Below are 17412 nucleotides of genomic sequence, written 5' to 3'. Positions count from 1 at the left end.
CGTCATACCGCTCGGTCCGCCGGGATCACCGAACCCCGACCGCCGCGACGCGACCGTCGGGTCACCACCGCGACGTCGTCGAACTGCTGCGCAATGGGAGCCTGCGGTTTGTGCACCGTCACCTCGACGGCGTGCACCCGCTCGTCCTTGATGACCTCGTCGGCGATCTCGGCTCCGACCGTTTCGATCAGGTTCCGCGGCGTGCCCCCGATCACGTCGGCAGCCAACTGGGCCAGCACGCTGTAGTCGTAGGTGTCGGCCAGGTCGTCGCCAGCGGCGGCCTGCGCCAGGTCGATCCACACGGTGATGTCGACGACGAATTCCTGCCCATCGCGCCGCTCGTGTTCGAACACACCGTGCCGGCCGCGAATCCGCAAGCCGCGCAACTCGATTCGATCAGCCATCGGGCCCGGTCCCGTTCCCGCCCTGCCAGGCACGGACCACCCGCAGGGCGTCGACCGAGGCGCGCACATCGTGCACCCGAACACCCCATGCCCCGTGCAGGGCGGCCAGCGCCGAGATCACCGCGGTCGCCGTCTCACGCCCGTCCGGCGGACGGGGCGTTCCGTCCGGCCCGGCCAGCAACGTCCCGAGAAAGCGCTTGCGCGAGGCGCCCACCAGCACCGGCAGCCCGGTGGCGACCAACTCGGACAAGCCGTGCAACAACGCCCAATTGTGTTGACCGGTCTTGGCGAATCCCAGACCGGGATCGATCACCAAATTGGCCGGATCGACGCCGGCGGCCACGGCGTCGTCGACACTGGCCAGTAGATCCGCGCGCACGTCGGCGACCACATCGGCGTAGTCGGGGACCCGGTGCGGGTGGTCCGCCGACACCGGCCGCCAGTGCATCAAGACCCACGGCACCTGCGCTTCGGCCAGCAGCGGGGCCATCGCCGGGTCGGCCCGCCCTCCCGATACGTCGTTGACGAGCTGTGCGCCGTTCTCCAGCGCGGCCCGCGCCACGCACGCGTGCATAGTGTCGATACTGACTGTAATACCTTGTGCAGCAAGCTTTTTGACTACTGGTACCACGCGATTCGACTCGACCTCAGGGTCCACCCGCGCCGCGCCGGGCCGGGTCGACTCGCCCCCGACGTCGACGATCTGCGCACCGTCGGCGGCCAGCGCCAGGCCATGCTCGACGGCACCACCGGCGTCCAGGTAACGCCCGCCGTCGGAGAACGAGTCGTCGGTGACGTTGAGCACTCCCATCACCTGCACGGGCGCCGGACTCACTTGCGCAGGATGAGATCGAGCGCTTCGGCCCGAGAAGCGGCGTCGGTCTTGAACTGACCCCGCACCGCCGACGTCGTGGTGGTCGATCCGGGCTTGCGCACCCCGCGCATTGCCATGCACAGATGCTCGGCCTCGATCACCACGATCACCCCGCGTGGATTCAGCTTGTGCACCAGCGCGTCGGCGATCTGACTGGTGAGCCGTTCCTGGACCTGCGGGCGCTTGGCGTAGAGGTCGACCAGGCGGGCGATCTTGGACAAGCCGGTGACTCTGCCGTCCACCCCGGGGATGTAGCCGACGTGGGCCACCCCGTGAAAGGACACCAGGTGGTGTTCGCAGGTGGAGTACATCGGGATCTCTTTGACGATGACCAGTTCGTCGTGGTCCTCGTCGAACATCGCGGTCAGCACCGAGGCCGGATCGGTGTAGAGGCCGGCGAATATCTCCCGATAGGCCCGGACAACACGAGCAGGGGTGTCCCGCAAGCCATTTCGGTCTGGGTCCTCGCCGATCGCAACGAGCAGTTCGCGAACCGCGGCCTCGGCGCGGGCCTGGTCGAATTCCCGCACCCGGGTACTCCTGGAATCCAGCTGCGTCATTGAAGCCTCCGTTATTCAGCCGTGGGCCGGCGGGTTGGACCGAGTCACGTCCTTCTCGCGCTGGTCGGACTCGGCGGGGTCCGTCTCGGTATCCGGGCTGGGATAACTGGGAGCTGATTGTGGACGATTGGACGACTTGGGCGGCCACCCGGGGGCGTGCCAGCCGGCGGGGGCGCCGTAGTCCGGCTGGGTGCTGCCGTGCGAACCGTTGGCACCCTGAGAACCGCTGTCGCCGTTGCCCTGCGTCTCGGATTGAGCTTGTTCGGCAGCCTTGCTGGCCCGTGCGATCGCGGCCTTGAACGCCGGCTCCGGCACCGGCTGGGGCCACGGCTCGCCGCGTTCGATCGCCAGTTCCCCCGGCGTCTTGATCGGCGGTTTGTCCGACGGGATCCGGCCCCCGAAGTCGTCGAACATGGTCAGCCGGGGCCGCTTCTCGACGTCGCCGAAGATCGCCTCCAATTCGGGGCGGTGCAGGGTCTCCTTTTCCAGCAACTCGCCGGCCAGCGTGTCCAACACATCACGGTATTCGGTGAGGATCTCCCAGGCCTCGGTGTGCGCCGCCTCGATCAGCTTGCGCACCTCCTCGTCGATGGCGCCGGCAACCTCGTGGGAGTAGTCCGGCTGGTTGCCCATGGTGCGTCCCAGGAACGGGTCGCCGTGTTCGGTGCCGTATTTCACCGCTCCCAAGCGGGCACTCATGCCGTACTCGGTGACCATCGCGCGGGCCACCTTGGTCGCCTGCTCGATGTCGGACACCGCACCGGTGGTGGGCTCCCGGAACACCAGTTCCTCGGCCGCGCGACCACCCATCGCGAACACCAGCTGGGCGATCATCTCCGAGCGGGTGCGCAGACCCTTGTCTTCCTCGGGTACCGCGACCGCGTGCCCGCCGGTGCGCCCACGGGCCAGGATCGTCACCTTGTAGACCGGGTCGATGTCCGGCATCGCCCATGCGGCCAGCGTGTGCCCGCCCTCGTGGTAGGCGGTGATCTTCTTTTCGTGCTCGCTGATGATGCGGCCCTTGCGGCGCGGGCCGCCGATGACCCGGTCGACGGCCTCTTCCAGGGCCGGGCCGGTGATGACGGTGCCGTTCTCGCGGGCGGTCAACAGCGCCGCCTCGTTGACGACGTTGGCCAGGTCGGCGCCGGTCATCCCGACGGTCCGCTTGGCCAGCCCGTCCAGGTCGGCGTCGTCAGCGATGGGCTTGCCCTTGGAGTGCACCCGCAGCACCGCGCGGCGACCGGCCAAGTCCGGGTTGGACACCGGGATCTGCCGGTCGAAGCGACCGGGCCGCAGCAGCGCCGGGTCCAGGATGTCGGGACGGTTGGTGGCCGCGATGAGGATGACGCCGGCACGGTCACCGAAGCCATCCATCTCCACCAGCAACTGGTTGAGGGTCTGCTCGCGCTCGTCGTGCCCACCGCCGAGCCCGGCGCCGCGCTGGCGGCCCACCGCGTCGATCTCGTCGACGAAAATGATGCACGGGCTGTTCTGCTTGGCCTGCTCGAAGAGATCCCGCACCCGGGACGCACCGACGCCGACGAACATCTCGACGAAGTCCGAGCCGGAGATGGTGAAGAACGGCACACCGGCTTCGCCCGCCACGGCGCGGGCCAGCAGCGTCTTGCCGGTCCCCGGCGGGCCGTAAAGCAGCACGCCTTTGGGAATCTTGGCGCCCAGCGCCTGATACCGGGACGGGTTCTGCAGGAAGTCCTTGATCTCGTAGAGTTCCTCGACCGCTTCGTCGACACCGGCGACGTCGGCGAACGTGGTCTTGGGCATGTCCTTGGACAGTTGTTTGGCTCGTGACTTGCCGAAGCCGAAGCCCATCCGGGCCCCGCCCTGCATGCGGGAGAACATCACGAACAGACCCACCAGCAGCAGCAGCGGTAGCACGTAGACCAGCAGCTCGCCGAGCAGACTGCCTTCGTTGACCACGGTGCTGACCTTGGCGTTCTTGGCGGTCAGCGCCTTGAGCAGCTCGACCCCGTACCCGGCCGGGAACTTGGTGATGACCTTGTCGGAGTTCTCGGTGTCGTTGTTGCTCTTCTTCAGGGTCAGTCGCAGCTGCTGCTCGCGATCGTCGATCTGCGCGCTCGCGACGTTGTCGCTGTTGATCTGTGCCATCGCCACCGAGGTGTCGACGGGTTTGTAGCCGCGGGTGTCGTCGCTGAAATAGAAGAACAACCAGCCGAACAGCACCAATACGGCGATCACCGTAATTGTGCGGATCACGTTTCTACGGTTCATCTATCATCGGCCGGCTCGGCCAGGTCCTTCCCGATACACGCAGCTGGAAATGTCCAGGTTACCGCCCCTGGCGACAGCAAGCTCCGGCAGAGCCGGGGCGCAGCATGAACAACGAGCGGAAGTTCCCGAAAAGCGCGCCCGGCTACCGGTAATAACGCGCTTCCACCACATTGCCGTCCGGATCGGGAAAGTAGTAACCCTGCGGCGCCCATCCCTGCGCGCCGAACGAATTGTCCAGCCGCGAGCTGGTGTCGATGCCTTCGTCGCGCAGTCGCCGATCCAGGGCGTCGTATTCGTCCTTCGACATCGCCAGGCACACGTGGTTGATCCGGTGGCCGGCGCTGCCTTCGACGTTGGTCATCGCCTCGGTGCCGGAGGCGCCCTCGGCCGGTATCAGGTCGAGGATCGAATCCGCGCAGACCCGCACACTCGGGAACGGCGCCCGGCCGGCATTGAACTCTTCGAACCGGACCGGTTCCAAACCCACCACCCGGGTATAGAAGTCCATTGCCGCCCGCGGGTCCTTCGTCCACAACACCACGTGGTCCAGCCGCATCGCGCCCACCTTCATGTCGTCGCCTCTGCGGTGTCCAAACTACCCGCGGGCCTTCTCAGCCCCGGGCTGCTGTGCTTTGGTGAGACGGTGGGCTCATCAACCGAACGGTTAGTCGACACCAACGGTGTGCAGCTGCGAGTGGTCGAGGCCGGGGAGCGCGGGGCGCCCGTGGTGCTGCTGTGTCACGGCTTTCCGGAACTGGCCTACTCGTGGCGACACCAGATTCAACCGCTGGCCGATGCCGGCTACCACGTGTTGGCGCCCGATCAGCGGGGTTACGGCGGGTCGTCGCGCCCGGCGCCGATCGAGGCCTACGACATCCACCAGTTGACCGCCGACCTGGCCGGGCTGCTCGACGATGTCGGCGCCGAGCAGGCCGTGTGGGTCGGCCACGACTGGGGTGCCGCCGTGGTGTGGAACGCACCGCTGTTGCATCCCGAACGTGTCGCGGCGGTTGCAGCCCTGAGTGTCCCCGTCACGCCGCGCCCCAAGGTCGCGCCCACCCAGGCCTGGCGGCGCATGTTCGGCGACCACTTCTTCTACATCCTCTATTTTCAGCAGCCCGGCGTCGCCGATGCGGAGTTCGACGCCGATCCGGCCCGCGCCGTCCGCCGGATGATGGGCGGCCTGCGGCTTTCTGACGACCACAGTGCGGGGCTGCGCATGGTGGCGCCCGGATCCGAAGGTTTCATCGACCGGCTGCCGGAGCCCGACGCGCTGCCCGACTGGATCAGCCAGGCCGAACTGGACCACTACATCAGCGAATTCGCCCGTACCGGCTTCACCGGCGGCCTGAACTGGTACCGCAATTTCGACCGTAACTGGGAGACCACACCCGAACTCGCCGGTGCCACCATCTCGGTGCCGTGCCTGTTCATCGGGGGGACGGCCGATCCGGTCCTCAGCTTCACCCGCGCCGATCGAGCCGCAGAGGTGATCACCGGCCCCTACCGCGAGGTGATGCTCGAGGGAGCCGGGCACTGGATACAGCAGGAGCGACCCGAAGCGGTGAACGAGACCCTTCTCGACTTCCTCAAAGGAGTGCAATGGTGAGTGCGCCAATGCGATTCGGTGTTTTCATCACACCGTTTCATCCCACCGGTCAATCCCCCACGGTGGCACTGGAATACGACATGGAGCGGGTCGTCGCGCTGGACCGCCTGGGCTTCGACGAGGCGTGGTTCGGCGAACACCATTCCGGCGGTTACGAATTGATCTCCTGCCCGGAGGTGTTCATTGCGGCCGCCGCAGAGCGGACCAAGCACATCCGGTTGGGTACCGGTGTGGTCTCACTGCCCTATCACCATCCGCTGATGGTGGCCGACCGCTGGGTGCTGTTGGATCACCTGACCCGTGGCCGGGTGATGTTCGGCACCGGTCCGGGCGCGCTGCCGTCGGATGCCTACATGATGGGAATCGATCCGGTCGACCAGCGGCGGATGATGCAGGAATCGCTGGAGGCGATCCTGGCCTTGTTCCGCGCCGCTCCCGACGAGCGCATCGACCGGCACACCGAGTGGTTCACCCTGCGCGACGCCCAATTGCACATCCGCCCGTATACCTGGCCTTATCCGGAGATATCCACGGCCGCAATGATTTCGCCGTCGGGACCGAGGTTGGCCGGCGCACTGGGCACCTCGCTGCTGTCCCTGTCGATGTCGGTACCGGGCGGGTATGCAGCTTTGGAGACAACCTGGCAGGTGGTGGTCGACCAGGCCGCCAAAGCCGGCCGCGAAGCACCCCGGCGGCGCGACTGGCGGGTGTTGAGCATCATGCACATCGCCGACACCCGGGACCAGGCGATCGAGGACTGTACGTACGGGTTGCTGGATTTCGCCGAATATTTCGGCGCCGCCGGATTCGTCCCGCTGTCCAACTCGGTCGACGGCACCCAGTCACCCCGCGAGTACGTGGCAGACTATGCGGCGCAGGGAAATTGCTGCATCGGCACGCCGGACGACGCAATCGCGCACATCGAGGATCTGCTGGAACGCTCCGGCGGGTTCGGTACATTGCTGCTGCTCGGCCACGACTGGGCGTCGCCGGCGGCGACTTTCCATTCCTATGAACTGTTCGCGCGCAAGGTTATTCCGCATTTCAAGGGACAACTCGAAGCCCCGCGGGCTTCGCACGAATGGGCCAAGGACAAGCGCGAGGAGTTGATCGGACGCGCCGGTCAGGCCGTCGTGCAGGCCATCACTCAGCACGTCGCCGAACACGACGAGACGGGCAACTGATGCGGGCATCGGTGCTGCGCGACGGGCGCATGGTCTACCGCGACGACCTGCCCGAGCCGACACCGGGGCCGGGACAGGTGCTGGTCGCGGTCCGTGCGTGCGGAATCTGCGGCTCTGACCTGCATTTCGCGACCCACGGCGGCAAGGTGCTGGAAATGAGCCGCCGGGTGGCCGGCAATACGGGTGGCATGGACGTCGACCTGAGCCGGGACATCTTCATGGGCCACGAGTTCAGCGCCGAGGTGCTCGAGGCCGGTCCCGACACCGACACCCATCCGCCGGGAACACTGGTCACCTCACTGCCGGTGTTGTTGTCCGACAAGGGCGTCGAGCCGATCGTGTACAGCAACAGCACGCTCGGTGGGTATGCCGAGCGGATGCTGCTGTCGGCGCCGCTGTTGGTGCCGATCCCCAACGGTCTGGACCTCAAGCACGCGGCCCTCACCGAGCCGATGGCGGTGGGGTTGCATGCGGTGAACAAGTCCGACATCAAGGTCGACGAAGCGGCCCTGGTGCTGGGCTGCGGGCCGATCGGCATCGCGATCATCGCCGCGTTGCGCGTCCGGGGCGTGCAAAGCATTGTGGCGGCTGACTTTTCGCCCAAACGTCGCGAGCTGGCGACCCTGATGGGAGCACATCGGACGGTGGATCCGGCACAGGGCTCGCCGTTCGACGTCACGAAGGCAGTGGTGGTGTTCGAGGCCGTCGGGAGACCCGGGGTCATCGACGACGTGCTGCTCCGAGCACGGCGCGGCACGCGCCTGGTGGTGGCCGGTGTCTGCATGGAACCCGACACCATCCACCCGTTCTTCGGCACCGCCAGCGAGATCAGCATCCAGTTCTCGTTGGCCTACGACTTCGAGGAGTTCAGCGAGTCGCTGCGAGCGATCGCCGAGGGTGACATCGACGTCAGCCCCCTGATCACCGGCGAAGTCGGACTGGACGACGTCGGGGCGGCGTTCGACGACCTGGCCGACCCGGAACGGCACTGCAAGATCCTGGTTACGCCCTAGCAACCACGACGTTCCCCGGGCCTGAATGCCAAGTTGACGGACGGTGCATCCTGTCGCACGCTTACTCGATGGCCGGGATCAACGAGGACGCGATGATCGCCCGTCTGGAGCGCCGACTGGCAACGCAATACCGCCATCTGCCGCCCGATCAGGTGGCCGGCGCCATCGAGAATGCACGCGCCAGCCTGGCCCACAGCAGGATCCGGGACTTCATCCCGTTGCTCGTCGAGCGGCGGGTCAACGCCGAATTGGCGGGGGCCAGGTAGGCGGCTGCTGCGCTAGCCGCCGGACGGCGGCTGCGCGATCACGGTGGGCTTGAAGCCGTAGCGGGGAGCGGCGAAGTTCGCCACACTGCGCCCGGTGCCGGCCCCGGGCGCCATCGGGAGCCCGCCGAACGCTGAGGTGGCGGGTTGGGCGGCGGCCGCACCTGCAGCGCCGTTGAGCGCCACGTTGATCGGCGTCGCCCCCGGCGTGGCCGTCCAACTGGCCGGGACCGAGACCGCCCCGACCTTGGCCGCGTTACCGACTGCGCCGGTGATCCCGCCGAGAGCGTTGCCGAAACCGCTGCCGAAGGTCGGTGCAGCAGCCGCCGCAGCCCCCTCCGCCGCCTTTGCCGCGCCCTCTGCCGCTTTTGCGGCCGCGGGGAACGCGCTGTGGAACAGGCCGTCGATATCCTTCATCGCGGTGGTGCTCAGTCGGAATGGAGAGACCATTCTGATGTAGGTGTCGAACCCGGAACTGAAGTCCACCGTCTGGGAACCGGTCAGCCCTTCCACCACATCGCCCAGGATTCCGTTCAACACGATCCCGTCGCCGTTGGCATTCCAGGCCGCTCCGGTCAATCCGAGCGCTGCTTGCGGATTGGCCAGCCACGGTGGGACGTTCGTCAGGCCGCCCAGCTGGTTGAGCGCCCGCACCACATCGTGGTAACCCGCCGATGCCAGGGCGGAGTTGACCGCGTTGATCTGCGCGTTGATTTGATTGCTGAGCCCGGCGATGCTGGTCGCGACGGACTGCGGTGTCAGAGTCGGCAGGTCCGCGGCCGCCGCGGAGGCACCCGAGTAGCCGTACATGGCGGCGGCGTCCTGCGCCCAGAACTCGAGATATTGCGCCTCGGTGGCGGCAATTGCCGCGGTGTTCTGGCCCAGAAAGTTCGTCGCCAGCAGACCGGCCAGCAGTGCCCGGTTGGCCTCGATCACCGGTGGCGGCACCGTCGCCAGAAATGCGGCCTCGTAGGCTGCCGCCGCGGCGACAGCCTGCGCGCCGGTCTGTGCGGCCTGTTCGGCCGTAGCGGTCAACCAGGCAATTTGCGGCGTGGCCGCGGCGGCCATGGCTGCCGCCGAGGGGCCGGCCCACGGCCCGTCGGTCAGGCCGGTGACGACCCCGCCGTAGGAGGCTGCAACGGATTGCAATTCGCCCGCCAAACCTTCCCAGGCAGCGGCTGCGGCCAGCATCGGCCCCGACCCCGCACCTGCATACATCAGCGCGGAGTTGACCTCCGGCGGAAGAGCTGCGAAATCCAACATTGACCTGTCGTCCTAACCGATCGTGGCAGCGTTGGCGGCTTCGGTGGTGCCGTAGGAACTACCGCTGAGACCCAGCGTGGTCGCCAACTGCTCCTGGACCGCCACGGCCTGCTCACTGATCGCCTGAAACAGCGTGGCGTGGTTGACGAAATGGTTGGCCATGATCAGCGACACCACGTCGGATGCGGCCGGAACGACCGCACTCGTCGGGCCCGCGGCGGCGGAATTGCCGGCACGGTGGGCCGAAAAAATGGACATGAGCTCCCCCGACGCACCGGTCAGAACTTCTGGCTCAGCAAAGACAGTCGACATTTGAGTCCTCCCTCAACGTTTACGTTGCACAACAGCAATCAGCGACCAATGACGTGGCACGTCACTCGTCGCTGAGCTGGTTCCTCGACCACGTTAAGTCCGACAAAGGGCGCAAAACAGGCCATCAGCGGCTTGTTCACTGGCGGGACAATAACTATTCATTTGCTGCATTGAATCCGCAGGTGGAGTGGAGACTAGGTATGAATCATATATGTTTCATATATGAAATGAGTTTTATATGAAGTTCTAAAAAGCACGTGCGATCGCAGCTACCCTGTGCGTCTGCGGCCCCGGCTATCCGCCGCGAACACCGCCACCAATCGAGGCACAAGCTGCCGCCTGATATCCCAGAGAATGCCGTTGACCTGCAGTTCCAGCCCGGACGCGACTGCCTGCGACTTCCCTGCGCACGAGAACAGACTGGACCGGAGCGACGGCTCGTCGCCGCCGAGCGGCTGCTCACCGCCTCCGATGGCGGCGGAGTCCAGGCTCGGCGACGGTCCCGGCGTCGGACCCGCAGATTTGCGAACGACGCGAGATTCCCACCGGATCGCCGCTGCTTAAACGTGAAATCGTTGAACCGGACCTGCCCCCATAAGCGGCCAGCAGTCGACTTTCGAACCAGAACGGCGTTTGCTGGGTGTTATCCAGGTCACTCAATTAGGACGGTGTTCACCTCGGCGACAGCTGAACAGCAGGTGAACGGAAAGTAATCTACCAGCGGTTATTGATAAACGCGGGGGTCCAGAGTGCCGATATAGGACAGATCACGATAGCGCTCGTCGTAATCCAGGCCGTAGCCGACGACGAAGTCGTTGGGGATGTCGAAACCCACGTAGGTGATGTCGACGTTGGCCCCCACCGCATCGGGTTTCCGCAGCAGCGTGCACACCCGCAGCGAGCGCGGATGCCGGCTGCTGAGGTTCCGCAGCAACCACGACAGCGTCAGCCCCGAGTCGACCACGTCCTCCACGATCAACACGTCGCGGTCGTGGATGTCCCGGTCGAGATCTTTAAGGATGCGCACCACCCCCGACGACGATGTCGAGGACCCGTAAGAACTGACCGCCATGAACTCGAACTGGGTCGGCAGCGGAATGGCGCGGGCCAGGTCGGTGACAAACAGGACGGCACCCTTGAGCACGGTGATCAGCAGCAGATCCTGACCGGTGGTGGCCGCCGGGTCACGGTAGTCGTCACCGATCTGTTGCCCGAGCTCGGCGATGCGGGCCTGGATCTGCTCCCGGGTCAGCAACACCGACTTGATATCCCCCGGATACAGCTCCGCCGTCACGTGCACAGCGTGCCACGCCGACCGGTCAACAACCAACGCAACCGTCAAATCGTCTCGGGGCGCAACTCGAGTAGGCCGTCGCGCCGGCCCGCGACCAGCCGGCGACCGCGCAGCTGCGACCCAACCGCCACACCACCCTGGCCGCGCCAGCCCGTGACCAGTTTGTCGACCCCGCGAATCTGCTGGTCGGTAAGTCCGGTCGCACCGCCGGCCAGCAGCCAACGGCGAATCACCCGTCGACGCACCGGGTCGGGCAGCTCGCCGAGCGCCCGGGTATCCAGCCCCGTACCGGTCGTGGCCCCGCTCAGCGCCTCCGCGGCGAGCGCATCGATCAGCTCGGTGTCCTCGCGCAGGGCGGTCGCGGTGCGGGCCAGCGCCGCCGCGACCCCGCCGCCGAGCACGTCTTCCAACAGCGGCAGCACCTCGGTGCGCAGCCGCACCCGGGCGAAACGGCGGTCGCCGTTGTGCGGATCCTGCCAGGCGGTGACGCCCAGCTCGCGGCAGGCAGCGTGGGTGACCTCCCGCCGCAGCCCCAGCAACGGGCGGCACCACGGCGGATCAAACGGACGCATACCGGCGAGCGAGCGGGCTCCCGAGCCGCGGCCCAGGCCCAGCAGCACCGTCTCGGCCTGGTCGTCGAGCGTGTGCGCCAGCAACACCGGCCCGTCCCGATGGGCGGCCAGCGCGCCATAGCGGGCGGTCCGGGCCGCGGACTCCGGGCCGCCGTCGGTGCCGACCTGCACGCGCAATACCCGGGCATCCGCGCATCCCATCGAAAGAGCTTGTGCCCGTGCGGTTTCGGCTACCTCGGCCGAATCGGACTGCAACCCGTGATCCACGATCAGCGCGGTAGTGGGGCGCAACCGAGCTGCGACGGCGGTGAGCGCCAGCGAATCCGGGCCACCGGAGAGTCCGATGCACCACCGCTCGTCAGGACCCAGATAGGTCTGCGCGAAATCTGCTGCAGCCCTATGTAACTGGGCTAAAGCACCCGGTCGATCCATCGCTGTGGGTGCTCGATCTCGGCGGGTAGCGGCAGCGTCTCGGGTCCCGTCCAGATCGTATTGAAACGCTTCATCCCGACCCGCTCCACCACCGAGTCGACGAACACCTTGCCGCGGGTGTACTGGCTGAGCTTGGCATCGACACCGAGCAGCGCGCGCAGCAGCCGCTGCAGCGGCGGTTGTTTGCGGCGGCGGCGTTCGTCGAACCGTTGCCGGATGGTGGCGACCGACGGAACCACCATCGGCCCGACCGCGTCCATCACATGCTCGGCGTGCCCTTCCAGCAGGGTGCCGAGCACCAACAGCTGATCCAGCGCCTGGCGTTGCGGTTCGGACTGCACGGCGCGCATCAGGCCCAGGATCCCGGTGGCATTGGGATCGTCCGTCCCGGCACCGCGTGACCGGATGAACTCGGCGAGTCGGCCGGCCACCTCACGGATATCGTCAGCGGGTTCCCGGGTCAGCAGACCCAGCGAACTCGACATATAGCCGGCGATCCACGGGTTGGCGGTGAACTGCACCCGGTGGGTGACCTCGTGCAGGCACACCCACAATCTGAAGTCCGACGGATCGACATTGAGCTGGCGCTCGATGGCGATGACGTTCGGATACACCAGCAGCAGCGTTCCGCCCTCGGACCCGAACGGGTCGTACTGACCGAGGATGCCCGACGACACGAACGCCAGCACCGCACCGGTCTGCGCGCCGGTGAGCCGGCCGGTGAGCCGGCCGCGGGGCTGGTCGCTGCCGTTGGTCATCGCCTTCATCGATTCGGTGGCAGCCCGGATCCACGCCGGCCGGTCCACCACCCGCGCCGGCGGCACCGCGCCGTCGGTGATCAGCCCGGTCACGTCGCGGACCGGCGGTTCGGCCTGCTCGGCGGACCGCAGCAGCTGATCCACGACCTGCCGTCGGGTGTAGTCAGAGGTGACCGGACCGCCACGGGTCAGCTTTTCCCCGACGGTGGCCGCGAAACGCCAGTCAACGGCGTTGCCCATCGTCAATTCGGCGCTGTCGGTCATGCCGCACACCCGCAGAACCACAACCGGGTGGCGAGCGCGTCGATCGCGTTGCGACCGTTCGGGCCGGCGTCGTTGGAGATGAATGCGAACGTGAGCACCCGTCCGCTGGCGTCGGTCAGCACCCCCACCAGGGAGTTCACCGCGGTCAGCGAGCCGGTTTTGGCCCGCAGCCAGCCGGCCGGGCCCTGGTCGGTGGACCGGTCCAGAAACCGCTCGCCCAGCGTGCCGCTGCCGCCGGCGATCGGCAGCAGATCCAGCAATGCCCGCAGCGATGGTTGATCCGGACCTGCGGCGGCCTGCATCACGCCGTCCAGGGTGCGGGCCGTCAGACGGTTGTTCACCGACAGTCCGCTGGAGTCGGCCAGGGCGGCGCCGCCGGTGTCGACGTGCGCGGTGTTCAGCCGGCTGGTCACCGCGTCGACGGCCCCGGTGAAACTGCGCGGCCGGTTGATGGCCGTTGCCACTTCGCGGCCGATGCATTCGGCCATCACGTTGTCCGAGGCGTTCATCATCTGGGACAGCCGCTGCACCAGCGGCGCCGACTGCACCACCGCCAGCTGGCGCGCACCGGACGGCGCCGAAGCGATAGACACCGCCGCCGGATCCAGCCCCAGCGCGATGGCCAGCTCCCGGCCGGCATCCAGGGCCGGCGTCCGGCTGCGGCGGGAGTTGACGGTGGTGGGCTGGATCCGGCCGGCGTCGATCATCGCCGCCTCAATCGGGGCGACGTCACCGTTGTCGACGTCGGCGGGGTCCCAGCCCGGCGCCAGGGTGGGACCGCTGAACGCCGAGATGTCCACCTGCACCGAGGTGGGCGTCATACCGCTGCGGTGCACCTGCTCGACCAGGTCGTTGATCCGTGCCGCACCGCGATACCAGGTGTCCACGCCGGGCGGGGCCGCGGACAGGGTCGGGTCCCCGGCACCGACCAGCACGACGGGACCCTGCGCGCTATTCGGGGCGGCCACCACCCGGGTGCTGATCCGGGCTTGGCGGTCCAGCGTGAGCAGCGCCGCGGCGGCAGTCAGCACCTTGTTGGTGGACGCCGGCACCAGCGGTACGTCGTCGAGCTGTTGCCAGAGCTGCTTATTGCTCATGGCATCGGTGATCCGGCCGCCCAGTCTGCCCAGATTGGGATCCGCCGCCACCGCCGCCAGCGCCGCGGCCACCCCCGTCGGGCTGGGTGCCTCTGCGTTGTCGGCCACCGCGCTCACGCCTGCCTTGACCGTCGGGGGTCGCGGCGGCGGCACCGTTGAACGCGCCCCGCCGCTGCCGTGCCCGCCGGTGGTGAACAGCACGGCCGCCGCCACCACCGCAGCCACGCACGCCAGCACCGCCAACCCGACGAACACCCGGGTGGTCTTGCGCCAGCGTCTGGGAGCCATAGATCGCGCGATCTCCTGTCTTGTCGTGTCCCATTCTGCCGAACCGCCCACACAGCAGTGCCGCCGCACCTGCTCGACTACTGTGTAGCCGTGCAATTCGACGTGACCATCGAAATCCCCAAGGGCCAGCGCAACAAATACGAAGTCGACCACGAGACCGGTCGCGTGCGCCTGGACCGCTACCTCTACACCCCGATGGGCTACCCGGCCGACTACGGCTTCATCGAGGACACCCTGGGTGAAGACGGTGACCCGCTCGACGCCATGGTGTTGCTGCCGCAACCGCTGTTTCCCGGGGTGCTGGTGGAGGCGCGGCCGGTGGGCATGTTCCAGATGGTCGACGAAGCCGGTGGCGACGACAAGGTGCTCTGCGTGCCGGCCGGCGACAAGCGCTGGGACCACATCCAGGACATCGGCGACGTTCCGGAGTGGGAACTCGAGTCCATCAAGCACTTTTTTGTGCACTACAAGGACCTGGAGCCCGGCAAGTTCGTCAAGGCCGCGGACTGGGTCGGCCGCGCCGAGGCCGAGGCCGAGGTGCAGCGTTCGGTGGAGCGGTTCATGACCAGCGGGCACTGACCGACATCCTCGACCGCTAGTGTCGCGACGGTGACGGACGGCGCGGGTACCCCCGCAGTGTCGGCGGGACCGGTCACCCGCGGCAGCGTCGCCCGGGTCGGCACGGCCACCGCGGTCACCGCCTGCTGCGGCTACGCGGTGGTCTACCTGGCCGCACGCCATCTTGCGCCCAGCGGCTTCTCCGTCTTCGCCGTCTTCTGGGGAGCGTTCGGCCTGGTCACCGGCGCCGCCTCCGGCCTGCTGCAGGAAACGACGCGCGAGGTGCGCGCAATGCAGTACCTCGACGTGCTGCCCGAGCGGCCCCGCACCCGCCCGTTGCAGGTGGCCGGCCTGGTCGGGCTGGTCTCGGCCGTCCTGATCGCCGGCAGCTCACCGTTGTGGAGCGGGCGGGTGTTCGTCGCGGACCGCTGGTTGTCGGTGGCGCTGCTCAGCGTCGGGCTGGCCGGATTCTGCCTGCACTCGGCCCTGCAGGGCATGCTGGCCGGCACCAACCGATGGGGGCACTACGGGGCGCTGATGGTGACCGACGCCGTCATCCGGGTGGCGGTCGCCGCGGCCACCTTCGTGATCGGCTGGGGCCTGGCCGGGTTCCTGTGGGCGACCGTCGCTGGTTCGGTGGCGTGGTTGATCATTCTGGCCGCCTCGCCCGCGGCACGCAGCACGGCACGGCTGCTGACCCCGGGCAGCCCCGCCGCCTTCCTGCGCGGCGCCGCACACTCGATCACCGCCGCCGGAGCCAGCGCGATCCTGGTGATGGGCTTCCCGGTGCTGTTGAAAGTGACCTCCGCCGAACTGGGCACCGAAGGCGGTGTGGTGATCCTGGCGGTCACGTTGACCCGGGCGCCGTTGCTGGTGCCGCTGATGGCCATGCAAGGCAACCTGATCGCACACTTCGTCGACGAGCGCGGCCACCGGCTGCGGGCGCTGGTATCCCCGGCGCTGCTGGTCGCCGGGATCGGCGGGATCGGGGTGCTGCTCGCCGCCGTGGTGGGCCCGTGGCTGCTGCGTTTCGCGTTCGGGTCGCAATACGCAACCAGCAGTGCACTGCTGGCCTGGCTGACCGCCGCCGCCGTCGCGATCGGGTTGTTGACGCTCACCGGATCGGCCACCGTCGCGGCCGCCCTGCATAGGGCGTATTCGCTGGGGTGGGTCGGCGCGACGGTGACCTCGGGGCTGTTGCTGCTGCTGCCGACCGCATTGCAGACCCGCACCGTGGTCGCGCTGCTGTGTGGCCCCCTGGTGGGGATCGCCGTTCACCTGCTTGCGCTCGGGCGCGGCGCACGCGTCGGCACCTGATCGCGGCCTGCCCGGCGTGTACTTTGTGGCTTGACATGGGTTCTGAAACGCATGACGTGTGGATCGTCGTCCCCAACTTCAACGAAGGCGCTGTCATCGGTGCGGTGATCAGCGAACTGCGATCGGTTTTCGACAACGTCGTCTGCGTGGACGACGGCAGCTCCGACGGCAGCGGTGAAATCGCCCGGCGGGCCGGCGCTCACCTGGTGCGTCATCCGATCAACCTGGGTCAGGGCGCGGCCATCCAGACCGGCATCGAGTACGCCCGCGCGCAGCCCGGCGCCGCGGTGTTCGCGACGTTCGACGCCGACGGTCAGCACCGCGTCAAAGACGTGGCCACGATGGTCGCGCGGATCAAGCGGGGCGACGTCGACGTCGTGATCGGGACCCGTTTCGGCCAGGCGGTGGCCACCCGGCCGCCGTTGCTGAAGCGGATCGTGTTGCAGACCGCGGCGCGGCTGAGCCGGCGCGGCCGCCGGCTCGGGCTCACCGACACCAATAACGGCCTGCGGGTCTTCAACAAGACCGTCGCCGACGGGATGAACATCACCATGAGCGGCATGAGCCACGCCACCGAGATCGTCATGCTGATCGCCGAAAACCGCTGGCGCGTGGCCGAAGAACCGGTCGAGGTGCTCTACACCGACTACTCCAAGTCGAAGGGGCAGCCGCTGCTCAACGGCGTGAACATCATTTTCGACGGGTTCCTGCGCGGGAGGATACGACGGTGAACTGGATTCAGCCGCTGCTGATCGGCGCCATCATCGCGCTTTTGGTGTTCCTGCTGCGGTCGCGGCGCAGCGCCCGGGCGCGCGCGTGGGTGAAGGTGGGCTACGTCCTGTTCGTGCTGCTCGGTGTCTACGCGGTGCTCCGTCCGGACGATACGACGGTGGTCGCGCACTGGTTCGGGGTGAACCGCGGCACCGACCTGATGCTCTACGCGCTGATCATGGCGTTCAGTTTCACCACGCTGAGCACCTACATGCGGTTCAAGGATCTGGAACTGCGCTACGCGCGCCTGGCGCGGGCGATCGCGCTGGAAGGCGCGCAACCGCCCGATGCCAGCGTGGGTTCGCCGCCGCGAGAGTGAATTCAGCCGC

Annotated in this window: 19 protein-coding genes; 8 read left to right on the top strand and 11 right to left on the bottom strand. The window is 67.6% G+C overall.

The window, feature by feature from the left end; genetic code table 11:
* Nucleotides 1-2: 2 nt before the first annotated feature.
* The 5 genes from folB to ACZYZ9_RS22800 form a co-directional block, all read right to left on the bottom strand.
* Nucleotides 3-404, bottom strand: coding sequence for a dihydroneopterin aldolase (gene folB, locus ACZYZ9_RS22820; protein ID WP_463828546.1), 402 nt, complete (start codon nt 402-404; stop codon nt 3-5).
* A complete protein-coding gene (gene folP, locus ACZYZ9_RS22815; RefSeq protein ID WP_463828545.1) occupies nt 397-1239 on the bottom strand; it encodes a dihydropteroate synthase in 843 nt (280 codons plus the stop codon). Before folP ends, folB begins: the two co-directional genes overlap by 8 nt.
* On the bottom strand, nt 1236-1838 hold the full coding sequence (gene folE, locus ACZYZ9_RS22810) for a GTP cyclohydrolase I FolE (protein ID WP_463828544.1): 603 nt from the start codon (nt 1836-1838) through the stop codon (nt 1236-1238). The genes folP and folE overlap by 4 nt, the downstream gene beginning before the upstream one ends.
* 15 nt (nt 1839-1853) lie before the next feature.
* A complete protein-coding gene (gene ftsH, locus ACZYZ9_RS22805; protein ID WP_463828543.1) occupies nt 1854-4088 on the bottom strand; it encodes an ATP-dependent zinc metalloprotease FtsH in 2235 nt (744 codons plus the stop codon).
* A gap of 142 nt (nt 4089-4230) precedes the next feature.
* Nucleotides 4231-4644, bottom strand: a complete 414-nt coding sequence (locus tag ACZYZ9_RS22800; RefSeq protein ID WP_463828647.1) for a VOC family protein — start codon at nt 4642-4644, stop codon at nt 4231-4233.
* Nucleotides 4645-4731: 87 nt separating this feature from the next.
* Between ACZYZ9_RS22800 and ACZYZ9_RS22795 the strand changes: the two genes are divergently transcribed.
* The 4 genes from ACZYZ9_RS22795 to ACZYZ9_RS22780 all read left to right on the top strand — a co-directional run bounded on the left by ACZYZ9_RS22795 (nt 4732) and on the right by ACZYZ9_RS22780 (nt 8160).
* Complete coding sequence (locus tag ACZYZ9_RS22795; protein ID WP_463828542.1) at nt 4732-5697, top strand: alpha/beta fold hydrolase; 966 nt, start codon at nt 4732-4734, stop codon at nt 5695-5697.
* Entirely contained in the window at nt 5694-6881 is a 1188-nt protein-coding gene (locus ACZYZ9_RS22790; RefSeq protein ID WP_463828541.1) for an LLM class flavin-dependent oxidoreductase, read from the top strand. Before ACZYZ9_RS22795 ends, ACZYZ9_RS22790 begins: the two co-directional genes overlap by 4 nt.
* Entirely contained in the window at nt 6881-7894 is a 1014-nt protein-coding gene (locus ACZYZ9_RS22785) for a zinc-binding dehydrogenase (RefSeq protein WP_463828540.1), read from the top strand. The genes ACZYZ9_RS22790 and ACZYZ9_RS22785 overlap by 1 nt, the downstream gene beginning before the upstream one ends.
* A 68-nt stretch (nt 7895-7962) precedes the next feature.
* On the top strand, nt 7963-8160 hold the full coding sequence (locus ACZYZ9_RS22780) for a three-helix bundle dimerization domain-containing protein (RefSeq protein WP_463828539.1): 198 nt from the start codon (nt 7963-7965) through the stop codon (nt 8158-8160).
* A gap of 12 nt (nt 8161-8172) precedes the next feature.
* Here ACZYZ9_RS22780 and ACZYZ9_RS22775 read toward each other — a convergent pair whose 3' ends face one another.
* The 6 genes from ACZYZ9_RS22775 to dacB all read right to left on the bottom strand — a co-directional run bounded on the left by ACZYZ9_RS22775 (nt 8173) and on the right by dacB (nt 14437).
* Complete coding sequence (locus ACZYZ9_RS22775) at nt 8173-9420, bottom strand: PPE family protein (protein ID WP_463828538.1); 1248 nt, start codon at nt 9418-9420, stop codon at nt 8173-8175.
* 12 nt (nt 9421-9432) lie between these two features.
* Complete coding sequence (locus ACZYZ9_RS22770) at nt 9433-9732, bottom strand: PE family protein (protein ID WP_463828537.1); 300 nt, start codon at nt 9730-9732, stop codon at nt 9433-9435.
* A gap of 724 nt (nt 9733-10456) precedes the next feature.
* On the bottom strand, nt 10457-11074 hold the full coding sequence (gene hpt, locus ACZYZ9_RS22765) for a hypoxanthine phosphoribosyltransferase (RefSeq protein WP_463828536.1): 618 nt from the start codon (nt 11072-11074) through the stop codon (nt 10457-10459).
* Nucleotides 11071-12030, bottom strand: coding sequence for a tRNA lysidine(34) synthetase TilS (tilS, locus tag ACZYZ9_RS22760; RefSeq protein WP_463828535.1), 960 nt, complete (start codon nt 12028-12030; stop codon nt 11071-11073). Before tilS ends, hpt begins: the two co-directional genes overlap by 4 nt.
* Entirely contained in the window at nt 12009-13052 is a 1044-nt protein-coding gene (locus tag ACZYZ9_RS22755) for a zinc-dependent metalloprotease (protein WP_463828534.1), read from the bottom strand. The genes tilS and ACZYZ9_RS22755 overlap by 22 nt, the downstream gene beginning before the upstream one ends.
* Nucleotides 13049-14437 carry a D-alanyl-D-alanine carboxypeptidase/D-alanyl-D-alanine endopeptidase gene (gene dacB, locus ACZYZ9_RS22750; RefSeq protein WP_463828533.1) on the bottom strand — a complete coding sequence of 463 codons (1389 nt, stop codon included), beginning with the start codon at nt 14435-14437 and terminating at the stop codon, nt 13049-13051. The genes ACZYZ9_RS22755 and dacB overlap by 4 nt, the downstream gene beginning before the upstream one ends.
* A 90-nt stretch (nt 14438-14527) precedes the next feature.
* Between dacB and ACZYZ9_RS22745 the strand changes: the two genes are divergently transcribed.
* Genes ACZYZ9_RS22745 through ACZYZ9_RS22730 form a run of 4 tightly spaced genes read left to right on the top strand, consistent with a single transcriptional unit; the run spans nt 14528 to nt 17402 of the window.
* A complete protein-coding gene (locus ACZYZ9_RS22745; protein WP_463828532.1) occupies nt 14528-15016 on the top strand; it encodes an inorganic diphosphatase in 489 nt (162 codons plus the stop codon).
* Between the two features lie 30 nt (nt 15017-15046).
* Complete coding sequence (locus ACZYZ9_RS22740; protein ID WP_463828531.1) at nt 15047-16312, top strand: hypothetical protein; 1266 nt, start codon at nt 15047-15049, stop codon at nt 16310-16312.
* Nucleotides 16313-16347: 35 nt separating this feature from the next.
* A complete protein-coding gene (locus ACZYZ9_RS22735; RefSeq protein WP_463828530.1) occupies nt 16348-17043 on the top strand; it encodes a glycosyltransferase family 2 protein in 696 nt (231 codons plus the stop codon).
* Nucleotides 17040-17402, top strand: coding sequence for a DUF2304 family protein (locus ACZYZ9_RS22730; RefSeq protein WP_463828529.1), 363 nt, complete (start codon nt 17040-17042; stop codon nt 17400-17402). The genes ACZYZ9_RS22735 and ACZYZ9_RS22730 overlap by 4 nt, the downstream gene beginning before the upstream one ends.
* Nucleotides 17403-17412 lie beyond the last annotated feature (10 nt).

The organism is Mycobacterium sp. IDUB_28 (genome assembly GCF_055419285.1).
Note: the sequence above shows the minus strand (reverse complement) of the source record. Positions and strands in the feature narration are given on the sequence as shown.